The 20,828-nt window shown below is 59.7% G+C and carries 20 protein-coding genes and 1 pseudogene; 16 read left to right on the top strand and 5 right to left on the bottom strand.

The genetic code is table 11. The annotated features are described in order from the left end of the window. Positions 1-98 precede the first annotated feature (98 nt). Positions 99-1,043: an NAD(+) diphosphatase gene (gene nudC, locus FQ705_RS33505; RefSeq protein ID WP_409934761.1), complete on the bottom strand. Its 945-nt coding sequence runs from the start codon at positions 1,041-1,043 to the stop codon at positions 99-101. Positions 1,044-1,349: 306 nt separating this feature from the next. Between nudC and FQ705_RS33500 the strand changes: the two genes are divergently transcribed. The 4 genes from FQ705_RS33500 (at position 1,350) to FQ705_RS33485 (ending at position 5,438) form a co-directional block, all read left to right on the top strand. Next, the gene (locus tag FQ705_RS33500) at positions 1,350-2,171 is read left to right on the top strand and encodes a MipA/OmpV family protein (RefSeq protein WP_186308112.1); all 822 of its coding nucleotides are present in this window, start codon (positions 1,350-1,352) and stop codon (positions 2,169-2,171) included. A gap of 127 nt (positions 2,172-2,298) precedes the next feature. After that, the gene (locus FQ705_RS33495) at positions 2,299-3,615 is read left to right on the top strand and encodes a HAMP domain-containing protein (RefSeq protein WP_144149295.1); all 1,317 of its coding nucleotides are present in this window, start codon (positions 2,299-2,301) and stop codon (positions 3,613-3,615) included. A gap of 7 nt (positions 3,616-3,622) precedes the next feature. Continuing rightward, the gene (locus FQ705_RS33490) at positions 3,623-4,297 is read left to right on the top strand and encodes a response regulator (RefSeq protein ID WP_144149293.1); all 675 of its coding nucleotides are present in this window, start codon (positions 3,623-3,625) and stop codon (positions 4,295-4,297) included. Positions 4,298-4,712: 415 nt separating this feature from the next. Continuing rightward, positions 4,713-5,438 (top strand): alpha/beta hydrolase, encoded by a 726-nt coding sequence (locus FQ705_RS33485; RefSeq protein ID WP_409934760.1) that lies wholly within the window; start codon positions 4,713-4,715, stop codon positions 5,436-5,438. 78 nt (positions 5,439-5,516) lie between these two features. Here the strand turns inward: FQ705_RS33485 and FQ705_RS33480 are convergent, their stop codons facing one another. Beyond that, positions 5,517-6,632 (bottom strand): porin, encoded by a 1,116-nt coding sequence (locus FQ705_RS33480; RefSeq protein WP_144149289.1) that lies wholly within the window; start codon positions 6,630-6,632, stop codon positions 5,517-5,519. Positions 6,633-7,039: 407 nt separating this feature from the next. On the opposite strand from FQ705_RS33480, the gene FQ705_RS33475 reads away from it, so the two are divergent. Continuing rightward, positions 7,040-8,020, top strand: a complete 981-nt coding sequence (locus FQ705_RS33475) for a helix-turn-helix domain-containing protein (RefSeq protein ID WP_144149287.1) — start codon at positions 7,040-7,042, stop codon at positions 8,018-8,020. A 135-nt stretch (positions 8,021-8,155) separates the two neighbouring features. On the opposite strand, the gene FQ705_RS33470 is transcribed toward FQ705_RS33475, so the two are convergent. After that, on the bottom strand, positions 8,156-9,400 hold the full coding sequence (locus tag FQ705_RS33470; RefSeq protein WP_144149286.1) for a DUF1479 domain-containing protein: 1,245 nt from the start codon (positions 9,398-9,400) through the stop codon (positions 8,156-8,158). Between the two features lie 168 nt (positions 9,401-9,568). Next, positions 9,569-10,789: a questin oxidase family protein gene (locus FQ705_RS33465; RefSeq protein WP_260854707.1), complete on the bottom strand. Its 1,221-nt coding sequence runs from the start codon at positions 10,787-10,789 to the stop codon at positions 9,569-9,571. Between FQ705_RS33465 and soxR the strand changes: the two genes are divergently transcribed. Both soxR and FQ705_RS33455 read left to right on the top strand, forming a co-directional pair. Beyond that, positions 10,670-11,143, top strand: coding sequence for a redox-sensitive transcriptional activator SoxR (soxR, locus tag FQ705_RS33460; RefSeq protein WP_144149282.1), 474 nt, complete (start codon positions 10,670-10,672; stop codon positions 11,141-11,143). The genes FQ705_RS33465 and soxR overlap by 120 nt on opposite strands. Before the next feature lie 20 nt (positions 11,144-11,163). Further along, positions 11,164-12,003, top strand: coding sequence for a class I SAM-dependent methyltransferase (locus FQ705_RS33455; RefSeq protein ID WP_260854706.1), 840 nt, complete (start codon positions 11,164-11,166; stop codon positions 12,001-12,003). Here the strand turns inward: FQ705_RS33455 and FQ705_RS33450 are convergent. Beyond that, a complete protein-coding gene (locus tag FQ705_RS33450) occupies positions 11,978-12,394 on the bottom strand; it encodes a DUF302 domain-containing protein (protein WP_144149278.1) in 417 nt (138 codons plus the stop codon). The two genes, FQ705_RS33455 and FQ705_RS33450, sit on opposite strands and share 26 nt — an antisense overlap. 198 nt (positions 12,395-12,592) lie before the next feature. Between FQ705_RS33450 and FQ705_RS33445 the strand changes: the two genes are divergently transcribed. The 9 genes and pseudogenes from FQ705_RS33445 to FQ705_RS33410 form a co-directional block, all read left to right on the top strand. Next, a complete protein-coding gene (locus FQ705_RS33445; RefSeq protein WP_144149276.1) occupies positions 12,593-13,327 on the top strand; it encodes a metallophosphoesterase family protein in 735 nt (244 codons plus the stop codon). A gap of 542 nt (positions 13,328-13,869) precedes the next feature. Then, positions 13,870-15,258, top strand: coding sequence for a class I SAM-dependent methyltransferase (locus FQ705_RS33440; RefSeq protein WP_144149456.1), 1,389 nt, complete (start codon positions 13,870-13,872; stop codon positions 15,256-15,258). Positions 15,259-15,280: 22 nt separating this feature from the next. Next, complete coding sequence (locus FQ705_RS33435; protein WP_144149274.1) at positions 15,281-16,615, top strand: sensor histidine kinase; 1,335 nt, start codon at positions 15,281-15,283, stop codon at positions 16,613-16,615. A gap of 7 nt (positions 16,616-16,622) precedes the next feature. Beyond that, positions 16,623-17,744 carry a hybrid sensor histidine kinase/response regulator gene (locus FQ705_RS33430; protein WP_144149272.1) on the top strand — a complete coding sequence of 374 codons (1,122 nt, stop codon included), beginning with the start codon at positions 16,623-16,625 and terminating at the stop codon, positions 17,742-17,744. After that, a complete protein-coding gene (locus FQ705_RS33425; protein WP_144149270.1) occupies positions 17,744-18,745 on the top strand; it encodes a response regulator in 1,002 nt (333 codons plus the stop codon). Before FQ705_RS33430 ends, FQ705_RS33425 begins: the two co-directional genes overlap by 1 nt. A gap of 291 nt (positions 18,746-19,036) precedes the next feature. Beyond that, positions 19,037-19,519 (top strand): cupin domain-containing protein, encoded by a 483-nt coding sequence (locus FQ705_RS33420; protein WP_144149268.1) that lies wholly within the window; start codon positions 19,037-19,039, stop codon positions 19,517-19,519. A gap of 113 nt (positions 19,520-19,632) precedes the next feature. Next, entirely contained in the window at positions 19,633-19,776 is a 144-nt protein-coding gene (locus FQ705_RS34280) for a hypothetical protein (RefSeq protein WP_186308110.1), read from the top strand. A gap of 101 nt (positions 19,777-19,877) precedes the next feature. Next, positions 19,878-20,501: a phospholipid-binding protein MlaC gene (locus FQ705_RS33415; RefSeq protein ID WP_144149265.1), complete on the top strand. Its 624-nt coding sequence runs from the start codon at positions 19,878-19,880 to the stop codon at positions 20,499-20,501. A 28-nt stretch (positions 20,502-20,529) separates the two neighbouring features. Continuing rightward, a pseudogene (locus tag FQ705_RS33410) lies at positions 20,530-20,820 on the top strand (cupin domain-containing protein); the annotation flags it as partial. Between the last annotated feature and the right edge of the window lie 8 nt (positions 20,821-20,828).

The following is a 20,828-nucleotide window of genomic DNA, read 5'->3' as shown; positions in this document are numbered from 1 at the left end:
TTGCGAGGCGCGTGCGGCACCGCTGAGGGAGACACAGGCGAGCGCCGCTCGCCTGGCGTCGATTACACGGGTCCGGCACGGTCCTCCGTGACGGCGGTTCAGCCCTTCAGCACCGAGTCGCCGTTCGCGACGTATGCCCTTAGCAGATGATGAGCGATGGCGAACGGCTTGGGCGCCGACAGTCCGTCGATGTGCGTTCCCGCGAGCATCGTCGCGACTTCCTGGCGCGTGAACCAGCGGGCGTCTTCGAGTTCGGTCATGTCGATGACGACGTCGGTGTCACTCGCCTGGGCAAAGCAGCCGATCATCAGCGATGAAGGAAACGGCCATGGTTGCGATGCGAAATAGACAACCTGTGCACAGCTGATGTGAGCTTCCTCCATCACTTCGCGGCGCACTGCGTCTTCCGCGGTCTCACCCGGTTCAACGAAACCGGCAAGGGCCGAGTACATGCCAGGCGCAAAATGACGCTGCCGTCCGAGCAGACACCGTTCGCCATCGATCACCAGCATGATCGCGACTGGGTCGACGCGTGGGAAATGGCGTGCGCCGCAAACATCGCAGATGCGTTGCCAACCCGCGGCCGTGACGCGACTCGCGTTACCGCAGTTCGCACAGAACGAGTGGCGGGCGTGCCAGTCGAGCATCGACTTTGCCTCGGCCAGTATGCCGAGCACCCCGTCACCGACGACGCCTTGCAGCGCGAGCGAGCGCAGGTCGATGCGCTCATAGGTGGCGTCCGGCGCTGGCCCCTCCGATCCGAGGTCGAGCTTCACGCCGAGCGCGAAGCGTCCGCTGCCGTCGCTTTCCTCGCCGAGGAAGATGCTATGAAGCGGTGCGCCGAACGCAGCAGTTTCGCTGGCGTGGAACCACGGGTCATGTCCGTTGCCCCGCTTGAACAAGGGCACGTCGCCGTCGAAAACGAGAAAGCGCGCTGCCGGGTCGCTGCGTAGACGCTCGATGAATGACTCGTCGTTGCGTTTGTCGGAGCGGCGGTCGAGCGGATTGAAATTGAAACCGATGGACTCGGAAGAAGCAGGTATCACGGTCGTTGACAGGTGGGTGTCGGGATTGGCAAGTATGGCAGGGGTTTGGGATGGCCGCAGGATGCTCGCCTGATCAGGCATGGCCCGCCAGCCTTGGTGCGTCCGAGTGTCCCCCTTAAGGGGACACTGTCGAACTCGCTTCGTCGAGCCCGTCATCTCATACTTTTGGATGAGCCGATTCGATCCACTTGGCTGATTTCAGGCCAGCTGCCTCTGCGTACCATGCACCGGATGGTTCGAGTGCCGGCGCGTGATGTCACACGAAGCCGCGAGCCGATCAATGGAACGAACAGGAGAATGACGTTGCAGCATCGACACGAAGGATTGGCATTGATTTTCAAGCGGGCCGCGGCGGCCCGCTGGCGAGCGCTCAGGGGAGCGTGCGGTCTGGTGAGCATCGGCATGGCGACACTTGTCCTGACTACGCCCGGTGCGCGAGCCAACCCGAGTCCGACGACGCTGGGTATCGGCATCGCCGTCGCCCCGCGTTACGAAGGAAGCAGCACGTTCCACCTCGAACCGTTTCCCATTCTGTCGGCATCGCGCGGCATTTTCTTCATCGACGGACTCGACGGCGGCATCGCGATCCCGCTGGGCGGCAATCTCAAGACCGGCCTCGTTCTGTCGACGCAATTCGGCCGCGATCAAAGCGACGGGGATCGTTTGAACGGTCTCGGCGACATCGACACCACGGCCGCATTCGGCCCGTTTCTGGACTGGCATCCCGGCGCGTTCGACGCATCGCTCAAATTTTTCCAGTCCTTGCATTCGGGTTACGGCGCAACGCTGACGCTGGACACGAAATATAAATTTCAATTAAGCGAGCGTGATAGCGTGACGGTCGGCAATTCGGCAACGTGGGCCAGCCGGAGTTCGCAACAGACTTTCTTCGGGGTCACGCCGGGACAGGCGGCAAACAGTGAGGCGGGGCTGCCGGCTTATTCGCCTTCGGCAGGGTTCAGGAATGTCGGCACGTCGGCGACATGGGTGCACCTGTTGAACCGCCACTGGTCGGTTGACAGCACGCTTCGGCTGGACCGTCTGCTTGGCGATGCGAAGAACAGTCCGGTGGTCGAACACAGTACGTCGCTGTTCGGTGGGATAGGCGGCGCCTATACATTCTGATGCAGCGGTTTTCTTTCCTTCTTCAGAAGCTGAAACACGGGTGAACGACATAGCGCAACGCGCACGCTCTCCATTTGCCATCGTCAGAAACTGGCGCAACAGCCTGTTCTGGCGATTCCTCTGCGCCATGATGCTGGCTTCCTGCGCGGGCGTGATCGTGACCGTGCTGGCGAATGCGGTGCTCGACAACCGGCGCGTGACGGCAGCGCTGTCGTCACCGGCACTTGCGCAGGCGTTCGAGGATCAACTGGCGGCGAATGCGCCGCTGCTCGCCCAGGCGCGTCGCTCGACGACGTTCTGCGAACTGGCCATGCACGAGTTGTCGGCGAAAGTGCTGAGTGGCTGGCTGCCGGATATCAAAGGCCCGAATCACATCGAACGGGCACTCGATAGCGGCAGGGTGGCGGTCAAGTATCGCTGGGCCGATGGCCAAACCTGCCTCTTCCCGCGCAGCGCGGTCGCAGCGCAGGAGAACGGCAAGATGACGACGCTGACGGTGCATCCGGCCACCGACTCCGGCGCAACGCTGACGGTGAGCATGGTTGTCCTGTCTCCGATTGCCTCGCTCCTGCACAGCGATGACGTGTCGTGGGCCGTGATCTGGCTATACGTGCTCGTCATCAATTTCTGCTCGGTGCTGGTGCTGGTGCCGTTGCTGGTCAAGCGGATCAAGAAGGCCGAACGCGCGGCGTCCGCGTGGACCGATGGCGATCTGACGGCGCGTATCGAAGATGCAGGTAAAGACGAGTTCGGCCGTCTCACCAACAGTTTTGACGACATGGCCGACGCCTTGTCGGCGATGATCGAGATGAAGCTGGCGCTGGCGGCATCGGAAGAGCGGAACCGGCTTGCACGCGACCTGCACGATACGGCGAAGCAACGCGCGTTTGCTCTCGGGCTACAGATCACGGCGTTGAAAACACTGGGTTCAACGAGTACCCGTTCAGTGGACCTCACCCAGGCCGCCCTCGCGCTGGTGTCGCATCTTCAGCAAGACCTGGCCGACATCATCCGACGCCTGTCGGCACCGACGATTGCGGAGCTGGGCCTGCGCCGCGCGTTGAGCGAAGGTATCGACGCGCTGCTCGCCGGCTCCGGCGCGGGCTGGACCTTGCATCTAAGCCACAGCGACGAACAGGCGCTCGAGGCCGTACCGGATGTCGCGCGTCAGCTGCTGCTGATCTCGATCGAAGCCTGTGCGAACGTGTTGAAACACGCCGACGCTAACCGCGTGGACGTGGCATTCACACGCGTCGACGATACTTATCACCTGAAGATCGTCGACGACGGCCGGGGCTTCGACGTGCGAAGAGGCGAGGTGCTGGGAATGGGACTGTCCAATATGCGGCTGAGAGCCAACAGCCTGCCGCATGGGCGTTTATCTCTGGTGAGCCGCACTGGAAACGGCACGGAAATCACGGTCTCGTTTCAAACAACGCGTTAAGGATGCGATGAAATTTACTGTCCTGCTTGTCGACGATCATGCCGTGGTAAGGCGAGGTCTGGTGAATATCCTGGCGATGACCGACGACTTCACGGTGGTGGGGGAAGCCGGCGACGGCGCGCACGCTGTCGAACTTGCTCGCGAACACCAGGCCGATCTCATCATGCTGGACCTCCTGATGGCCGGCATGGACGCCGTCACGACGATTCGCGCGCTGAGGTTGGCGAGCCCAAATTCCCAGATCGCGGTCCTGACTTCATCGGACGACGACAATCTCGCGTTCGCCGCGATCGAAGCCGGTGCGCAATCGTTTCTGCTGAAGTCGATGTCCGGCGACGCCTTGCTGGAAACAATGCGTCGTATCGTCGATGGTGAAGCAGTGATTCACTCGGACATCGCGCATCGTATCTTGCGGAGCGTGCGCAGCGCGCGAGAACCGGAGGCCGACCCGTTCGTGCTGTTGACCCAGAGAGAACTCGATGTATTGCGCGCGCTGGCAGAAGGGTCGAGCAACGGCCGGATCGCGGCGATGCTCACCATCAGCGAGAGCACCGTGAAAACGCACGTTGGCAACGTGCTCGCGAAACTGAATCTTCACGATCGCACTCAGGCGGTCGCATTTGCGTGGCGCCATGGACTGGTCGGTTCAGACAGTCCCGCCAGCCGTCGCAATCTACGCTAGAACGCCGGTCACTCTCGCCTCGTCGCCCGAGCCACCGCGCCCGACCCTCGCACACGTCGCGACGGACTCTGCAGGCGGCCGCGCGCACGGTGATTCGCTTAGCCAAACCGAATGCAATGCCGCCGCCCATTGGCTGGGTCGGCGCGCTTCGCGACGGCCTGACGCATCTCACGACGCGTAGACGCAACTGGTCGCATCGCGCTGGAGATGGCCGGGCGATGAAGCGAATATTCACCTGTCGCAAGAAATCGTTGAAGCAAAGATCGCCGCCGACAAGGATCGGCTGTGTTCTCGGGTCGTTAATCAATCAAACCGTTTTTCCAATTCTTATCCATGGAGTTTCGCCGTGAAGATCTTGCCTTTCGCCGCTTCGGTTTTTTCCCTTTCCGTATGCCTGTTCGCCTCCGCTGGTGCGATGGCCCAGGATGCCAAACCGGCCACCGCGCCGATCAAAAACATCGTTCTCGTGCATGGCGCGTGGGTGGACGGTGGGGGCTGGAAGCCGGTCTATGACATCCTGACTAAAGACGGTTATCACGTCACGATGGTGCAGGAACCACTGACCTCGCTCGACGACGACGTCGCCGCAGCGAGGCGCGTGATCGACCTGCAGGATGGCCCGACCATCCTGGTCGCGCACAGCTACGGCGGCTCGGTGATTACGGAAGCGGGCGTCGATCCGAAGGTGGCCGGGCTTGTTTATGTCGCAGCGCATGCACCGGCTGTCGGCGAAGACGAAAGCGATCTCGGCAAGAAGATGCCGAGCTACACCTCGAAGCAAGCGGGCGCGATCAAGAAGACCGACGACGGTTTCACGTACCTGAATCCGGTGGATTTCCCGAAGGACTTCGCAGCGGATCTGCCGCTCAAGCAGGCCGAATTCGAGTCGCATTCGCAGATTCTGACGGCAGCGAAGGTGTTCTCGCAGCCGATGACGGTGGCGGCCTGGACCACCAAGCCGAGCTGGGGCATCGTCGCCGGCGACGACAAGATCATCAACCCCGATCTCGAACGTTTCTATTATCAGCGCGCGCATAGCCACACCACGGTGCTGGCGGGTGCAAGTCACTCGGTCTACGAATCACGTCCGAAGGAAGTGGCTGCTGTAATCGAAGACGCAGCGAAGCACGCTCAGCAATGATGAACTGCCCGGCGGCGCTGCAAAGCGTTGCCGGGCGGCGTGGCTGACCTGTCGCCGGGCCACTGCTCACCCGCCGCGTCAAAACGTGTGACGCATACCCAGCGTCGTCACCATCTGACGGTTCGTGGAAGACGACGTGTAGCCCTGAATATCCGCGAGTGCACCGCCGCCGGACTGTTGCAGGTAGACCATCAGGGCGATGTCCGTTCGCTTGGACAGGTAGTAATCCGCAACCAGGTTGAGTTCATTCCAGCGCGGCTTTTTCCCGGTGACGGTGTACTGTCCCGTCGTGTAGACGTATGCCGCGCCGAGCAGAAAGTAGGGGCGGACATAGTAATTCGCACTCAGGCTGAAGTTCTGCATATTCAGATGCTGACCGTCGAGATAGTTGAAGTTGACGTCCGTGTAGAGCGCGCCAAGCTTCAACAAGCCAAAGCTATAAAACCCGCCGGTCCCGAAGATTCTCTGCTTCTTTGCGTAGGCGTGTGTGCTCAATCCGCTGCGATCGAAGGTGAGATAGGTGGGCGAATAGTCTGTATCGATAGCGCCGGTCGGATTGGTCGCGCTGTATGGCGAGTCGAACTCGGTGTACGCGACGTTCCAGTTCAAACTGCCGTAGTTGTACGTCGCGCCCATACCGAAAGTGCGGTTGTCGTTGAAGCCGCTGGTCGAGTTACTGAATCCGTACAGCGCAGTAGCCTGCAGACCATGGATATTCTGGGTCGTGTACTTGATCGAATTGTTGACGTGGATGTTGGCGTACGTGTTGTCGTTGTCGCCGATCGTGCCGTTCCAGTTGTACGCGGTGTTGAGACCGAGCAGATCTTCCACGGGGTCGTATTGCCGGCCGAACGTGAGCGTCCCCCATTTCGTATTGGCCAGGCCGATATAGGACTGGCGGCCGAATTCGCGAGCGTTGAAAGAAGCATTGCCACTATAAATATTAAAGCCGTTTTCCAGCGTGAAAATAACGCTGGTCCCGCCGCCCAGATCTTCCTTGCCGCGAAATCCCCAGCGCGGCGACTGATTCGTGCCGCTGACTGCCTGATACGTGTGGTGGCCGCCCTGGTTGGTCGAATAAGCCCAGCCGCCGGAGATCAAACCGTAAAGCGTGACGCTACTCTGCGCAAACGCACCCGAACAGAGCGATGCCAGACCAAGGCCGCAGGCCAGAAGCGATACTTTAATTTTCATTTCTTTATCCGAATCAAAATATCAATCGATAAATAGTGTCGTGGTACACGTCGCCGATGCGACGGTTAGCCGACCGCAGGTTCAAGACAGCCGTTCAAGGGAGAAAATCGATCCGCCTCGCGTCGGGCTCGCGTCAGCGACGGTGCCGCCTCGTGGATTGCGGCCCCTGGTCGCGCGGTTTCGGGTGGGAAACTGCTGAGCTCGTTCGCAGGTTATTCAGGCCAAAAATATAGATATACGGGGTGCAAATGCAACGTGGCGTTGCATTCTCTGCAATGGGAACTTGAAAATAGCCACGTGAGTGCTTCACGGAGGCTCAGCGATGCGGCAAAGGCGGTGATGTGCGCCGTGGAACGCATCGTTATGTCGAGTGATAAGATCAGGTCAATCTCTTCGCGCATCCGGCCATGAAAGCAGCTTACGAGCATGTTGAGTTCGGCGCGAGCTGTTCGGTAAGGATTTATCATCGGCGGCTGCCTGGAATCCCGTTCGAATGGCACCATCATCCCGAGTACGAGTTGACCCTGACCATGAACAGTCAGGGGAAACGGTATATCGGCGATTCAGTCGCGCTATATGGCGCCGACGACCTCGTACTGGTCCCGCCAGACATGCCGCACACCTGGGCGTCGAATCGCTCGATCGATCCATCGAACTCGCAGGTCGCCATCGTCATCTGGTTCGGCGACACCTGGGTGCGCCGCCTCGCCGACCTCTGTCCGGAATATTCCGATCTGCGCAGTCTTTTGCGACGCGCTGTGTGCGGTCTCGTGTTCGAAGAGGGTGCGGGCGCGCACATGCGCCAGTATCTGAACCGCCTGCTCTCGGAGAATGCACGCGAGCGTCTCGCGGCGGTGTTGGATATTCTCGTCTGGCTGGCGGATTTGCCGGCCACGCCGCTCGCGTCACCCAGTGCCTTCGAAGGGCGTGTCGGTGCACCGTCGGGCTATGAGCCGGAACAGCTCAATCGCGTACTGTCGCTGATCGAAACCCAGTTCGAACGACCACTGCGTCTCGCGACACTTGCTAAAGCATCCGGTCTTTCCGAGCGATCACTGACACGACATTTCTTGCAGCACCTGGGCGAGAGTGTCGGCCAGTACATTGCGCGGGTCCGAATCGGGCACGCCTGCCGCATGCTTGCCGACACTCAGTTGCCGATATCCCTGGTGGCCGCCCGTTCGGGGTTTTCCAACGTGGCCAATTTCAACCGGCAATTCAAGGCCACCAAGCTGCTGACGCCCGCGGCTTACCGGCAACAGTTCACCGGCGCCCGGCGCGGCGAAGATGAGGTGACGCACGCTCTTTCGGAGCGCCCGCCGTCGCTCGAGAGCAAACGTGCTGCGACTCAGCGCGCTTCAGACCGGGGTCGTCGACGCCGGACATGAAAGCCCGGCGGCCGCGCGCTTTATCACGGCGTGGGCGCATCTTCGCGAATAACTCGCGCCGTTTCAGTTCAACCCAGAATTCCTACGGTATATCCATGCGGGCGTGCACGCGCCCGTTGCACTCATGTCGTCGCTTTACAGGTCGAAGCCGAGTTGCTTCTTGCCGAGCGAAGTCAGGTCGTCGGTCGTGGCTCGTCCCGTGAAGTCGACTTCGAAGTGATCGGTCGGAAAATCGGGCGGGCTTTCGCCCTTCAGGAAGCTCGGCAACTGACGCTTCAGGTACTCGTCGTTCTTGGCGCATGCGGGCGCCGACGCGATATACATCACATTGCTGTAACCCTTACCGCGGTGCACGTCTTCGACAGCGTGAATGACGTCGCTGTGCCAGAAGACAGTGTCGCCGGCTTCCATGTTGGGGATCGACGAGAGCGCCTCGAACAGGGGCGCGTGGAATTGCGGTTTGATCGACAGCGCGCGTCCCGGCATGGCGCCGCAGAGATCGTCTGGCGCGACATCGTCCTGAAGTGCGCGCAGGAGGATATAGACCATCGAGTTCGCGATCGGCACGAGTTGTAGCGTGCCGTCGCCGGGGCCTTGAGGCGTCAGCGCAGTCCAGCCCTGAAATGTACGGAACATCGAACACACTGCCGGCGACGGAATCTCTTGTACATCAGGCCGGAATGCAGCGTCGAACGCGTCGTAGTCGCGCCAGTTTCCGTCGAACACATGCCGGTACACCTTGCGAAAATTGCTTTCGATCCAGCGTTCGACCGAGCCGCCGTCGCAATGCGCCGACAGGCCAAGTGATTCCGAGCCAGGAGGCCTGCGGCGCAGACGATCGGCATAAACGGGCACATGGTCCGGATCGAAGTGCATGCGGCCTTCGCTTTCATTACGCCACAGCCGGTTCAGAAACACGCGCGCCGCGGTGAGCGCAGTGGATTGGCGAGCCAGTACCTGCGGCTTCGACCAGTACACGCCGTAGATCTGCGGTTTGCCCGATGCCAACTGGCCGAAGTATTTGTCCTCTGCACGGTTTTGCAGTCGTGTGTCGAGGTCATTGCGTTCGACATAGTCGGCAATGTCCCGATCCCAACTTTCTACTAGCGTGCGGTCGAATACATTGCGGATCACGCATGCGCCTCGCGCCTTCACGAGGGCGACCTGGTCCGCCGTTACACGGTTCGCCGTGATGTCGGAAAATTGAATTTCGGGGATAACGCACTCACCGCGATCGCGTTGCTGGGCGATATGTTTCGCTTCGGTGCTGATAGCTTTTTCGACTTCGGCGAATACTTCGCGGTAGTTCGGCAAGCGCTCTCGCAGTTCCCGTTTTGCCTGCCGGATGGCGCCCGGCAAATCGTCGATTGTCAGTGGCATGGTTGTCTCCGTGTCGGTTTTGATAGGAGCTAGCATATGCCGCAGGCAGCCTGTGTAGTGATTCGATCCAGACAATTAATTTGCGATTTCGGCCACGTCGCCCGGCCGCCGATGCGGTGTTGGCGCGAGACGGTTTCTGAATGGTGATCGAACCGGCGAGTCGGTTTGCTAGCTGGCGCGTGGCTGTATCAATCTCGCGGCCGACGCGAGATACAGCGGCGAGGGTCGACGGCGATCTTCGCAAAGACACGTGTAGGCCATCTTGATGACGTGATCGTCGTTCGAATCGACCGCCAATTTGCACACGTCGATCCAATCCAGCGCGGTATCGGGTGAAGCAGCGCTCCCGTTTTTCCGGCCGCCCACCGTTACGTAGGCCGCACATAATGCAATCCACAAGCGCGGCAGCAGTTGCTCGACCAGCGTGTCGGGCAGTTCATCGAAGACGATGCGAGCAGCGCGCGTAGCCGTGACCATGTGGAGGATCGTGAAGTCGGCGTGGCGCCAGTACGCTTCGATCGCCGCCTGTGCCAATGTGTCCAGCAGGGGTGCATCGGGCGGAGGCGCTAGCACCGCGCTCGCGAAGCGTTCATCGGTCGCCACGGCGCGCAGGCGAGACGTGATCGAACTGCCCTGAAGATCCACGCCGCTCATCGCCCGGACGACGTGATCGAATCCCGCGTCGATGCTTTGCGCTGCGCGGTTTTCATTGATGAGCGCGTCCACTGGAAGATGCGACGAGATCAACGACGCCAGCCCCGAGGCAATCTCACCCGCATGCCGTACCTCGATGCCATATGCCAGCCGAATGATTCCGTGAAAGGCCTGCGTGGCCGGGGCGAATGGAACCTCTCGCAGTACTTCCGTAACCACCGCGATGGGTCCCACATTCGTGATCCAGTCCAGAAAGCAAACACGCAAAACGCCAAAAGCGGCAGGATTGCCGAGATAGCGCGACCATTCACCGCGAGAAATCACGATGTCTACAGGAGCGGCACGCAAGGCGTACTCGCGTTCCCATCTATCGAAGAACGCTTGCAGCCGGGCCGGCGACGCGCCCATTCCGGCCAGTGCAATAAGCGCCATTGGACAGTGATTAGTCGTGCCTCTAGCCGACAGCCCGAAGCGTGCGTTCGCATCCAGCAGTTCGCGCAGTTTGAGGTGAATCGAGTCGTTTTCCATAGTGCGATCTCGCCGCTGAAGAAATGAGATCGTCCATTGTGAAAGTTCAAGTAAACTTGAAGTCAAGAGGGCATAGCCGGAGGGCGCGTGAAAGAAGCGACGATCACGATAGGTGAGCTTGCGAAGCGTTCTGGCGTTGCCGCCAGCGCGATCCGCTTTTACGAGGAACAGGGGCTGCTCAGCAGCACCCGCACGGAAGGCGGCCAACGGCAATACCGCAGAGAGATACTCCGCCGGGTAGGGTTTATTCGTGCGGCACAGGCGGTGGGTCTGAATCTTTCGGAGATCCGTTCTGCTTTGGACACGTTGCCTGGCCAGCGCACGCCAACCAAACAGGACTGGGAGCGCCTCTCGCGCGCCTGGCAGCCTTTGCTTCAGGCGCGTATAGACGGACTCATTGCGTTACGCGATCAGCTTGCGTCGTGCGTGGGCTGCGGATGTTTGTCGCTGAAATCGTGTTCGCTCTACAATCCGGAAGACCTTGCCAGGCGACGCGGAACTGGCGCCCGATATCTGTTGGGCGACACCTCGCGTAGCGTGCTGGCTGACAACAAGGCTTGATATTCATTGGGAGCATGCGGTTGAACGGACTTTCCGCGGTCGAATGCTACTTGCAGGATTTTCATCAACGCATAGTCGGGTCCACGCCAGCGGCCTTCAGCAAACTTCCGGCCAAAGCGAATGGCGTGATCCATGCGTCTTCCTATCATGTTCTGGCTTCTCTGATTCCAGGTGAAACGAGATCGGCTACCGTCCTCGATCTCGGTTGTGGCGACGGACATCTACTCGGATTGCTTGCTGATCGCAGGCAACCGGGGCTCGACCTTATTGGCGTAGACATGAGTCGTGCCGAGCTCGAGGCGGCTCGAGCAAGCTTGCCCGGCGACGTCGCCTTGCTGAACGAGCGCGCACAGCATTTATCGGTGGAGTCGGGCAGCGTCCAATTTGTACTTAGTCATATGGCTTTGATGTTAATGGACGACATCGAGCAGGTCTTCTCGGAGATTCGCCGCGTATTGTCGTCGCGTGGCACGGTCTCTTTTATTGTGGGGCGCTCGTTTTTGTCGGGACCGGTCAAGCAACTGTACGTAGACGCGCTTCGGCCAATTGCGAAAGACGAAGGCGCGCAGCTTCGTTTCGGAGACCCGAGAACCCAGCTGGAAGACTGTTGGGCGGCGTTGCTCTCGCGATCCTTTCACGAAGTCGCCTGTACGGATGTCGACGTGGATTGGACTCCGTCGCCGGGCGAACTGTGGGAGTCACTGTCGACGACGTATGACGTGGACCGGCTATCGGTGAGCGGTCGGGCTGCACTTCGTGAGAGATTTTTGGCTGCGCTCGTCGAAGTGCAGGAGCATGACGGACGCATCCGAACCGGATGGGGACAACGACTCGTTACGGCGAAAGCGCGGCGGCATTGACCAGAGCGATGACGCCACTGACCGGCTTCATCAACTCTTCAGGAAGACCGTGTCGCTGACGAAGATACTCGACGGAGTTGAATGAGAGCCACGTATGGCCACTGTCGTCGTCCCAGACCAGCACCTTGAGCGGAAGATCCAGCGCGGCGGTCGGTGCATATTGCATCAATGGCGTGCCCGCCTTGGGGTTGCCGAAGACCACGAGTTGACTGAATGGTAGTGTGAGTCCGGCCCGTTCGGCGTCGCCGCTGAAATCGACACAGGTGAAAAGCATGAGTCCTCGCTCCTTCACCAGCGCCTGCAGGCGACCGACAGTCTCGGCACCGGAGTGCGCGCTTTCAACCGTGACGATCCCGTTGTCAGTACTGTGTGCATTCGAAGCAGTAGTCATGATGTCTCCCAGAGGGACAAAACGTTTGTGCAGCCTTCAAGGTTGTGTCGACACGCGGATCGGTACAGTTTAGCCGTTCTCCTGCCTAGCGTGCTGTTGGCGACCGACTCAACTGCGGCGCGAAGCGATCGTTGGACACGTGCTGTCGAATCGCCGACAATCCGTCGACCGTCGACAAAAAACAAGGCCTTTTGCACTATGAGGATCGCAGCCCTTTCGGACATTCACGGCAACCTGGCAGCACTAGACTGCGTTCTGGATGACATCGCCAGGCAGGGCGTGGATGTGATCGTCAATCTCGGCGACATTCTGTCCGGTGCGCTTTACCCGTCCGAAACGGCGGATCGGTTGATGCCCCTCGGATTGCCGACGATCAAGGGTAACCATGAAAGGCAATTGCTTGCCGGCGATCCTTCACGTATGAGACTCTCCGATCGTTTCGCACATGATTCTCTACGCGAGGATCAGATCGCCTGGATCCGCGCATTACCGGCAACGCTCAGGCTGAGCGACGAGGTATTGCTCGTGCATGGCACCCCGGGCAGCGATCTAGACTATTTCCTCGAAACCGTGACAGAGACTGGATGCCGCGTTGCGACTCACGATGAAGTCAAAGAGCGCGCGGGAGAGACACGCGCAAATTTGATTCTCTGCGGACACACTCATCTGCAACGGTCGATGAAACTCGACGACGGCCGTTTGGTCGCCAATCCTGGTAGCGTCGGATTGCCGGCGTACTATGACGATCATCCGTTTCCGCATCGAATGGAAATGGGTTCTCCCCATGCTCGTTACGCGATCGCGACAAAGGGCGCGTTGGGGTGGGAAGTCGAGTTTCGCGCCATTGAATATGATTGGGAGCAGGCTGCAATAGTGGCGGGATTGAATGAGCGGCCCGATTGGGAAACTGCGCTTCGGAGCGGATCCTGCTGAAGATCTGGAAAGGCGGTCGATAGAACGGATTCGTGCCGACACCACAAAATGTCCTGGATCGGATTGCGATTTCAATTCCGCCAGGCTTGCGCCTGCTACGAATCAACAGATTTGCAGCAGATGAAAAGAGGGGAGTGGCGACAAATGAAATTGCATCGCTTTACAAAGGGAGTGTGCGCTAAAGCACATGTCCGGCCGGCCGCCGTCAGCCATAGTGTCACCCGCTGTTGAAGATTACCGGTCCTTGCACATAAAGCGTAATCTTTTTTCCCGCCATACAATCCAATTTCTTCTGCCCGTAGGTGTTCGTAAGGGAATTTTGCATGCAGACTTAATTCTCGATTTGACGCAGTTCAGGATTGACCTTGTTGGTGTTACACTCGACCGCGCCGGATCCTGTTGGCAAAGGGTTTGGGTCTCTCAAGTGCAACACTGGTTTGAACCACGTCCGCGGCTCGTATTTTATGCCGGACGTGCGGGACATTGACTGGACTTCCTTCGAACACCCACTGCGTTTTCTGGATTCCTCAGGTTCTTATACCGTGTACTCTCAAACGCAAATCGATCCGGTAGTTAGCTTCCGCAACTCGCAGCGCGAGCACGTGCGTGGCACAATCATTAACCTCCAGAGAAAATCTTTGGTCATGGAGGTGTATAACCCTTACTCCATCGTGCAGGTCAGTGAAGTGTTAAGCGACCTGAGCGTGCGTATGGGCAGCAAGAATGCCTATATGGGTAAGGCGGTGGTCGTCAGTCTGGTGAACACCGGTCTTACCGCGGTGGTCTCACTGGCACTGATCGACGAGTGGCGCGAGCTCAGCGTGCTTCCCAACGAGGCCAAATCGGTCGGTCGCGAAGCGGAACTCTTCATCAGCGACTGGGACGCGCGCTTCAACATCCGGCGCGACTATCAGATCGTGGTGAACGAGATGCGCGCGTTCCTGTCGGAAGTGTCGCGCTGGGTCGAGCAGGTCGATCTGACCGAGAGTCTGCCCAAGACCGACGGCAGGCTGCGCGAGGATCTGTTCTACGAGCTCGCCACTCCCATCATGCACAAGGTCAAATCCTACCTCGTCCGACTCGAGGAGGAGGCCGAGCGCGTCGACGCCGAAATTGCACCGGTGCATCGTACCTATGCGCAATCGGCGTTGCATCCGCTGCTGCTGCGCGCGCCGTTCGTGTACCGGACATTTACCAAGCCATTGGGCTATGCCGGCGACTACGAAATGGTCAACCAGATCCTGAGCAATCCGCAGCAGGGGCCGACCACTTACTTCCAGATCGTCAATACGGCGTTCCTCCAGGCTGCGGTGGCAACCGCGCATAGAAACCGGATCACGCTGCTGATCGACTTTCTGACACGGCAGGCCGAGCGCGCGCGCACTGCCGGCCGACCCTTCCGGATACTCAACGTAGGTTGCGGACCCGCTTTCGAGATCCAGCGCTTCGTGCGCGAATACTCGCAGCCCGAACTGCTGTCGTTCCAGCTAGTCGACTTCAGCGAGGAGACGCTGGCCTTCACGAAGGCCTCGATCGAAAGTGCGGCGCGCGAAGCGGGCCACAAGGTTTCGGTGGAAACGGTGCATCAGTCGGTGCATGACCTGCTCAAACGCAAGATTACGCCCGACCCGTCTTTGCGGGAATTCGACGCAGTGTATTGCGCGGGCCTGTTCGACTACCTGTCGGACAAGGTTTGTGCACGCCTGTTGAGTTATTTCGCTGCACGAACGCGACCCGGCGGCCAATTGCTGGTGACCAACGTCCATTCGGCGAATCCCGAGAAGTTCGGTATGGAGCATTTGCTCGAGTGGTACCTGATCTATCGGAATGAGAGCGGAATGAGCTCGCTGCTGCCTGAACAATCCGAGGGACATAAGCTCTACGTCGACGAGACCGGGGTCAATGTGTTCGCGGAAGTCACGATCCTCTGAAACGTCAGCAGACATTCCATCCATGAGTATCAGTCAACTGCACTCCGGCTATCAGACCGAACTGGCCGACTTCCGCGTGAATTTCAGTCGCGGCGGCGCCTATACGGCCATTGTGCTCGTCCTGCTCGGCGTGGGACTGGACTACGCGCAGTATCCGCAACTGCTGATCCCTTTCGGCGCGGCGCGCCTCGTCGTCTCGCTGCTGATCGGCGGCATCGTGGTCATGCTGAACGGCCCGGCGGGGCGCCGCTTTGCCCCGTGGTTGACCCTGTCGTGGCTGCTGCTGCCGCAGATCATGATTTCGTGGATGATCTGGCAGACCGACGGGGTGATGTCGCCGTACTACATGGGTCTGAATCTGGCCATTTTCGCCTCCGGCATTGCGTTACCATTCGGCTTGTGGCAAAACCTGGTTTTCGGCATCCTGTCCTGCGTCCTGTATCTGCTTGCCTGCCTGCTGCATGCCAATGGCGTCGGGCTGACCGGCACGATGACCGTCAACGTCTTGCTCCTGCTATTTGCCGCTTCCGCCAGCGCGGTCTATACCTTCTTCAATGAGCGGGTGCGCTTCATGCTATTTCGCCTGAAGGCAGAAGTCTCCGAGAAAAATGCGCAGCTCGAGGTGATCAACCGCAAGCTGCTCGACATCAAGGGCCAATTGCTCCAGCAGGAGAAAATGGCCGCAATCGGTACGCTTGCTGCGGGCTTGCTGCATGAAGTGAACAACCCGGTGAATTTTTGCCTGATGGCGATCGAGGTCGCCCTGGAGGAGCCCGTGGCCAAAACCGAACCGGCGCTGCAGGAATGTCTCGTCGACGCGCGGCAGGGCATGCAGCGAATCCAGCATATCGTGTCGGACCTGAAGACCTTCGCCTACCGCAAGCCGGGCGCCGAGGCGGAAGTGGGCACCCCCTTCCTGTTCGAAAAAGCATTGGACTCTGCCATCCGGCTCGTGGCGCATGAACTGCGCGGCGTCGCCGTCACGCGCGATCTGCCGGCGGATACGCTGGTGCAGGGCGACGAAGCGGCGATCATCGGCGTATTGATCAACCTGCTCTCCAACTCGGTTCTGGCCATGCGCAAAGCGGGCACGCCCAAGCCGGCGATTCACATCGCCGTGGCATGGTCGGAGGAGCGCCTGAATGTGACGGTGCGGGACAACGGGCCCGGCATTGCGGCTGAGAATCTCGCGCGCGTGTTCGAGCCGTTCTTTACGACCCGCGATATCGGACAAGGATTAGGTCTGGGGTTATCGATTAGCTATGCCGTCATCGAACGTCATGGCGGCCTGCTGTACGCTGAGAGCGAACTGGGAAGCTGGGCGGCATTCAGCTTCGATTTGTCGCGCGTGGCTTGAGAATGCAATGAACGACATGACATTGGCGCGGCCCACTCTTCTCTACGTCGATGACGAAGAGATGGCCTGCAAATATTTCGCTCGCACAGTCGGTGCGGATTACGACGTCCTGCTCGCCACGAGCAGTGACGCGGCGATCGCCATTCTGCGACGTGAAAGCGCCCGCGTTGCCGTGCTGGTCACGGATTTTCGTATGCCGGGCCGCAATGGCGGCGATCTGCTGCGCGAGGTGGCGCAGGACTATCCTCACATCGTCCGCATTCTGGTCACGGCTTACGCGGACAAAGACGTGCTGTTGCAGACGGTCAATAGCGGCGAAGTGTTCCGTATCCTCGAAAAGCCGCTGACGTCGGCCTCCGTGCGCGAGACGCTGCAAATGGCATTCGAGCGCTACCGCGAACGCGCCATTCAGAATCAGCGCTTGCTGGCAATCGACGAGACGTTGGCCTTTCTCGCGCATGAGCTGAACACGCCGCTTGCCACCATCGCGTTGAACGCCCGCAGCATCGAAAATCGTGCCGACATGGAGCCGGATTCGGACAGCGATATCAACGGTGCCGCCCGGTCGATGCGTGAGAGCGCACAGTACTGTATCGCGGTGGTCTCGTCGTTCTGGCGCTCGGTCCACAATGGGCGCCGGCGGCTCGCGGAGAGCGATGCCCGCAGCGAGGTGACGGCGCACGGATTGATCTCGGCTTTGCTCGATACCTATCCCTTTGCAACGGCGCAGCGCGCATGGGTGCAGGTGGAGGTCGTTGGCGACTTCGCCGTGCTGACGCAACCGAATTGCGTCGCGTTGGTGCTCTCTTCGTTGTTGTCCAACGCGCTGCGTGCGCTGGCGGATGTGCCCGCGCCGTCGGTGCGCTTTACCGTGATAGCAGAACCCAACCCTTGCATTCGCATTAGCGACAACGGCCCAGGCATACCGCCCGAGGTGAAAGCCCGCCTGTTGACGGACCCGATTACAACACACGCGAAATCCGGTGGAAACGGCCTGGGCCTGATTCTATGCAACCGTGTCATGCAGTCCTGTGGCGGCAGCATCCGGATCGAGTCCACGTCCGGGAAGGGCACCACCGTGATGCTGGATTTCCCCCAAATTAAAGGTCAAACGCACAGGAGTTGTTGATGAGCGAATCGAATGACACACCCGAGTCGCCACTGGCGATCATCTTCGTCGATGACGAAGCCACGGCCGTAAAGTACTTCCAGCGTGCAATCGGAAGTCTTGCGCCGGTCCTGACCGGCGGCTCCGTAGAAGAAGGCAAGGCGCTGCTGGACGAGCACGGTCACAAGGTGGGGGTCCTTGTCTCCGACCAGCGCATGCCGGGCGAATTCGGCAATGAATTGTTGCGCTACGCAAGCGAGCGCTTTCCGCATGTCGTGCGGATATTGACCACGGCCTATTCGGAGATCGACCAGACCGTGGCGGCCGTCAACCTCGGTCATATCCACCGCTATATCAAGAAGCCGTGGGACATTACCGCGCTGCGCATGGAGTTGAAACAGGCGCTCGAACTGGCCGACCTGCGCAAGGAGCGGGACCAGTTGCTGCGCGAAAAACTCGCGGTACTGCAAAAGCAGACGCTTGCCACGCGCGTTGGTCTGATCCGCACGTTGTCTGCGACGCTGATTGGGCCCGAGCGGTTTCAGCCCGTTGAGACGTACCTCGCCGCGGCAGTACTCGCCAACGTGCAGAGTTCTGAAGTGGATTGGCTGTTGATGGACTACTCCGATCTGGTTGCGGCCGAGAGCAGCCGGGCCGGGACGTTTGGCCATACAGTGACGGCAAACCTTGCTACGTTGCGCAATCGGCATGCTGGTTCGAATGCGAGCAACGCGGTGGCAACGTTGGCTGAGACGCTGGAAGAGGCGGGCATCAAGGTGCGGCGCGAAGGTGATGCGCTAGTCTGGAACGAGCCCGCGGAACTGGTCGAATTCCTGGGCGAACCGGCTAACAAGGCCGTGTCGACCCGGCATGCTGCATGGTTGGCGAGTCTTCTCTGGCTGGACGGGAATAACGTCGCGCTCGCGCCGGTGCGCGAGGGAAGCGCCATTGCGTTCCGCCCGACTCAACACGGAACGGAGTTTCCGGCCGATCGTCTGGCCACATGGATCGAGCAGTTCTAAGTGCTGCAAAGGCGCGCGACAATCACTCGATTATCGCGCGCCACCCTCGCGTCGACTTGCGACGGGTTCTTCCCTCTTTCAGTAGTTGACGGGCCGCGGATGCTCTGCCATTCGCTTTTGTCCGCAGACGATACGCTTTAGTTGCAACTGCTCACCTCATCGCGAATCGGCCGGGTCGTCGTCCCATTGATGAGGATCTCGAACCGTATCTGCATTGAGCAGCGTTCGAGAGCATCCAGGATGCCAACGCGGAACCGCTACCTTTGTCACTCGTCCCCTAGGGAGAAAACGATGCACAGACCAGAGTTCATCAAACACTGGACCGAATTGGAAGAACCCGAAGCGCATTCTTATCGCGGCGACTCCGAGACAATGGGATTCGATGCGCCGCTTTCGGCCGCATTGGGTATTACGCGGATCGGCATTCATCACGTGAGACTGTTGCCCGCTCGGAGAACTTCCTATCCTCACGCCGAGAGTACTGAGCAGGAGTTCGTCTACGTGCTTCATGGCAAGCCCGACGTCTGGATCGACGGCGTGCTGCACAGCCTCGCCGAGGGTGACTCGGTGGCATTTCCAGCCGGTACCGGAATCTGTCACACCTTTATCAACAACACGCAAGATGAAGTCAGATTGATGGTGGTCGGTGAACGACCGCGCGATGACAACCGTATCCGGTATCCGCTCAACGAAGCGCATGAATCGAAACGTGAAGACCGCTGGGCAGACTGGCCGATTCGCCCACTGGGTGACCATAACGGAATGCCGGATTAAGGCCAGGTCTGGCGCGGTAAGACGTTATGAAGCGCACCGCCGTGCTGTTTCTTACATGTCGATATCAGCGTCGAATTCTGAATGCTGGTAGGCATGCCTCATCGTGGCATGCGATGAAGAGCGAAGTGGCGATCGCCATCGTCACTTCGCTGGCGGCTTGCATGGACGCGGAATATCTCGCGAATGCCTGCATCGCCACGATGCGATATTCGCCTTGCCTGCGGCAACAGCGCGATGACGTGCACTCGCTGGAATAATCCAGCACGAGCGGGTGCCTGGCAGCTGCGAAGCGGTACGTGCGGAGTTTGGGGCATACTTGTCCGTAGCACGCCAACGCATACAGCCCGGAATACCGCACATGAAGACTCTTTGTCTACTGACTCGTTGCGCTTCGTTGTTTTCATTCAGCGCCGCCGCGCAGGCGCAAGTCGATCAATCGAAGCCACAGCTTCTCATCAAAACCGCGACCCAGCAGATACTCGACGAGGTGCGCACCCGCGCGATCGCGCCGGACGATTTCCCTCGCATCATGGATATCGTGAACCGCGACATCGTCCCCTACACCGATTTTCGCCGCACCACGTCGCTCACGATGGGCCGCTACTGGCGCACGGCGACACCCGCGCAGCAGCAGCAAGTGATCGATCAGTTCAAGATGCTCCTGATTCATACGTACTCGGGCGCGATCGCGCAGCTGCGTCCCGACCAGCAGATCGACTATCCGCCGACCCACATCGCGCCGACCGATACCGACGTCGTGATACGCACGATCGCAACCCGAAACGGCGAGCCGGCGGAGATCGACTATCGTCTGTACAACACGCCGGAAGGCTGGCGCCTGTATGACCTGAATGTGCTCGGTGTCTGGCTGATCCAGACGTATCGTCAACAGTTCAGCGACAAGATCCAGCAAAGCGGTGTAGACGGTCTGATCCAGTTTCTCACCGGACGCAATCAGGATCTGGCGTCGGGCAAGCAGTAGTTCAAGCGGTTAGAACCGGTCCACCCGGAACGGCCTGACGGGCAAACGCATGGTGCCGATGCGCGCGCACATTCGCGCGCGTGCCGTGTCCGACTTCCCGGAGTACATCCGGCATTCAGGCGAGGAGTTCGTGTTCGTGCTGGGCGGCAAACTGGAATTGCGCTTTGAAAGCGGCAAGTCGTTCAGGCTGATGCCCGGCGACAGTCTGTATTTCGACAGTTCAGTCGGACATGTCTACCTGAGCCTCAGTCAGGACGATGCGGACGTGTTGGTGTGCTGCGTCGATGCCGATGAGCATCGGCCGAACGGCGCTATCTGAGCGATTTG

Source organism: Paraburkholderia sp. BCC1884, assembly GCF_900996225.1.
GTDB lineage: Bacteria > Pseudomonadota > Gammaproteobacteria > Burkholderiales > Burkholderiaceae > Paraburkholderia.
The sequence above is the reverse complement of the archived record's forward strand: the minus strand, read 5'-3'. Positions and strand labels throughout refer to the sequence as shown.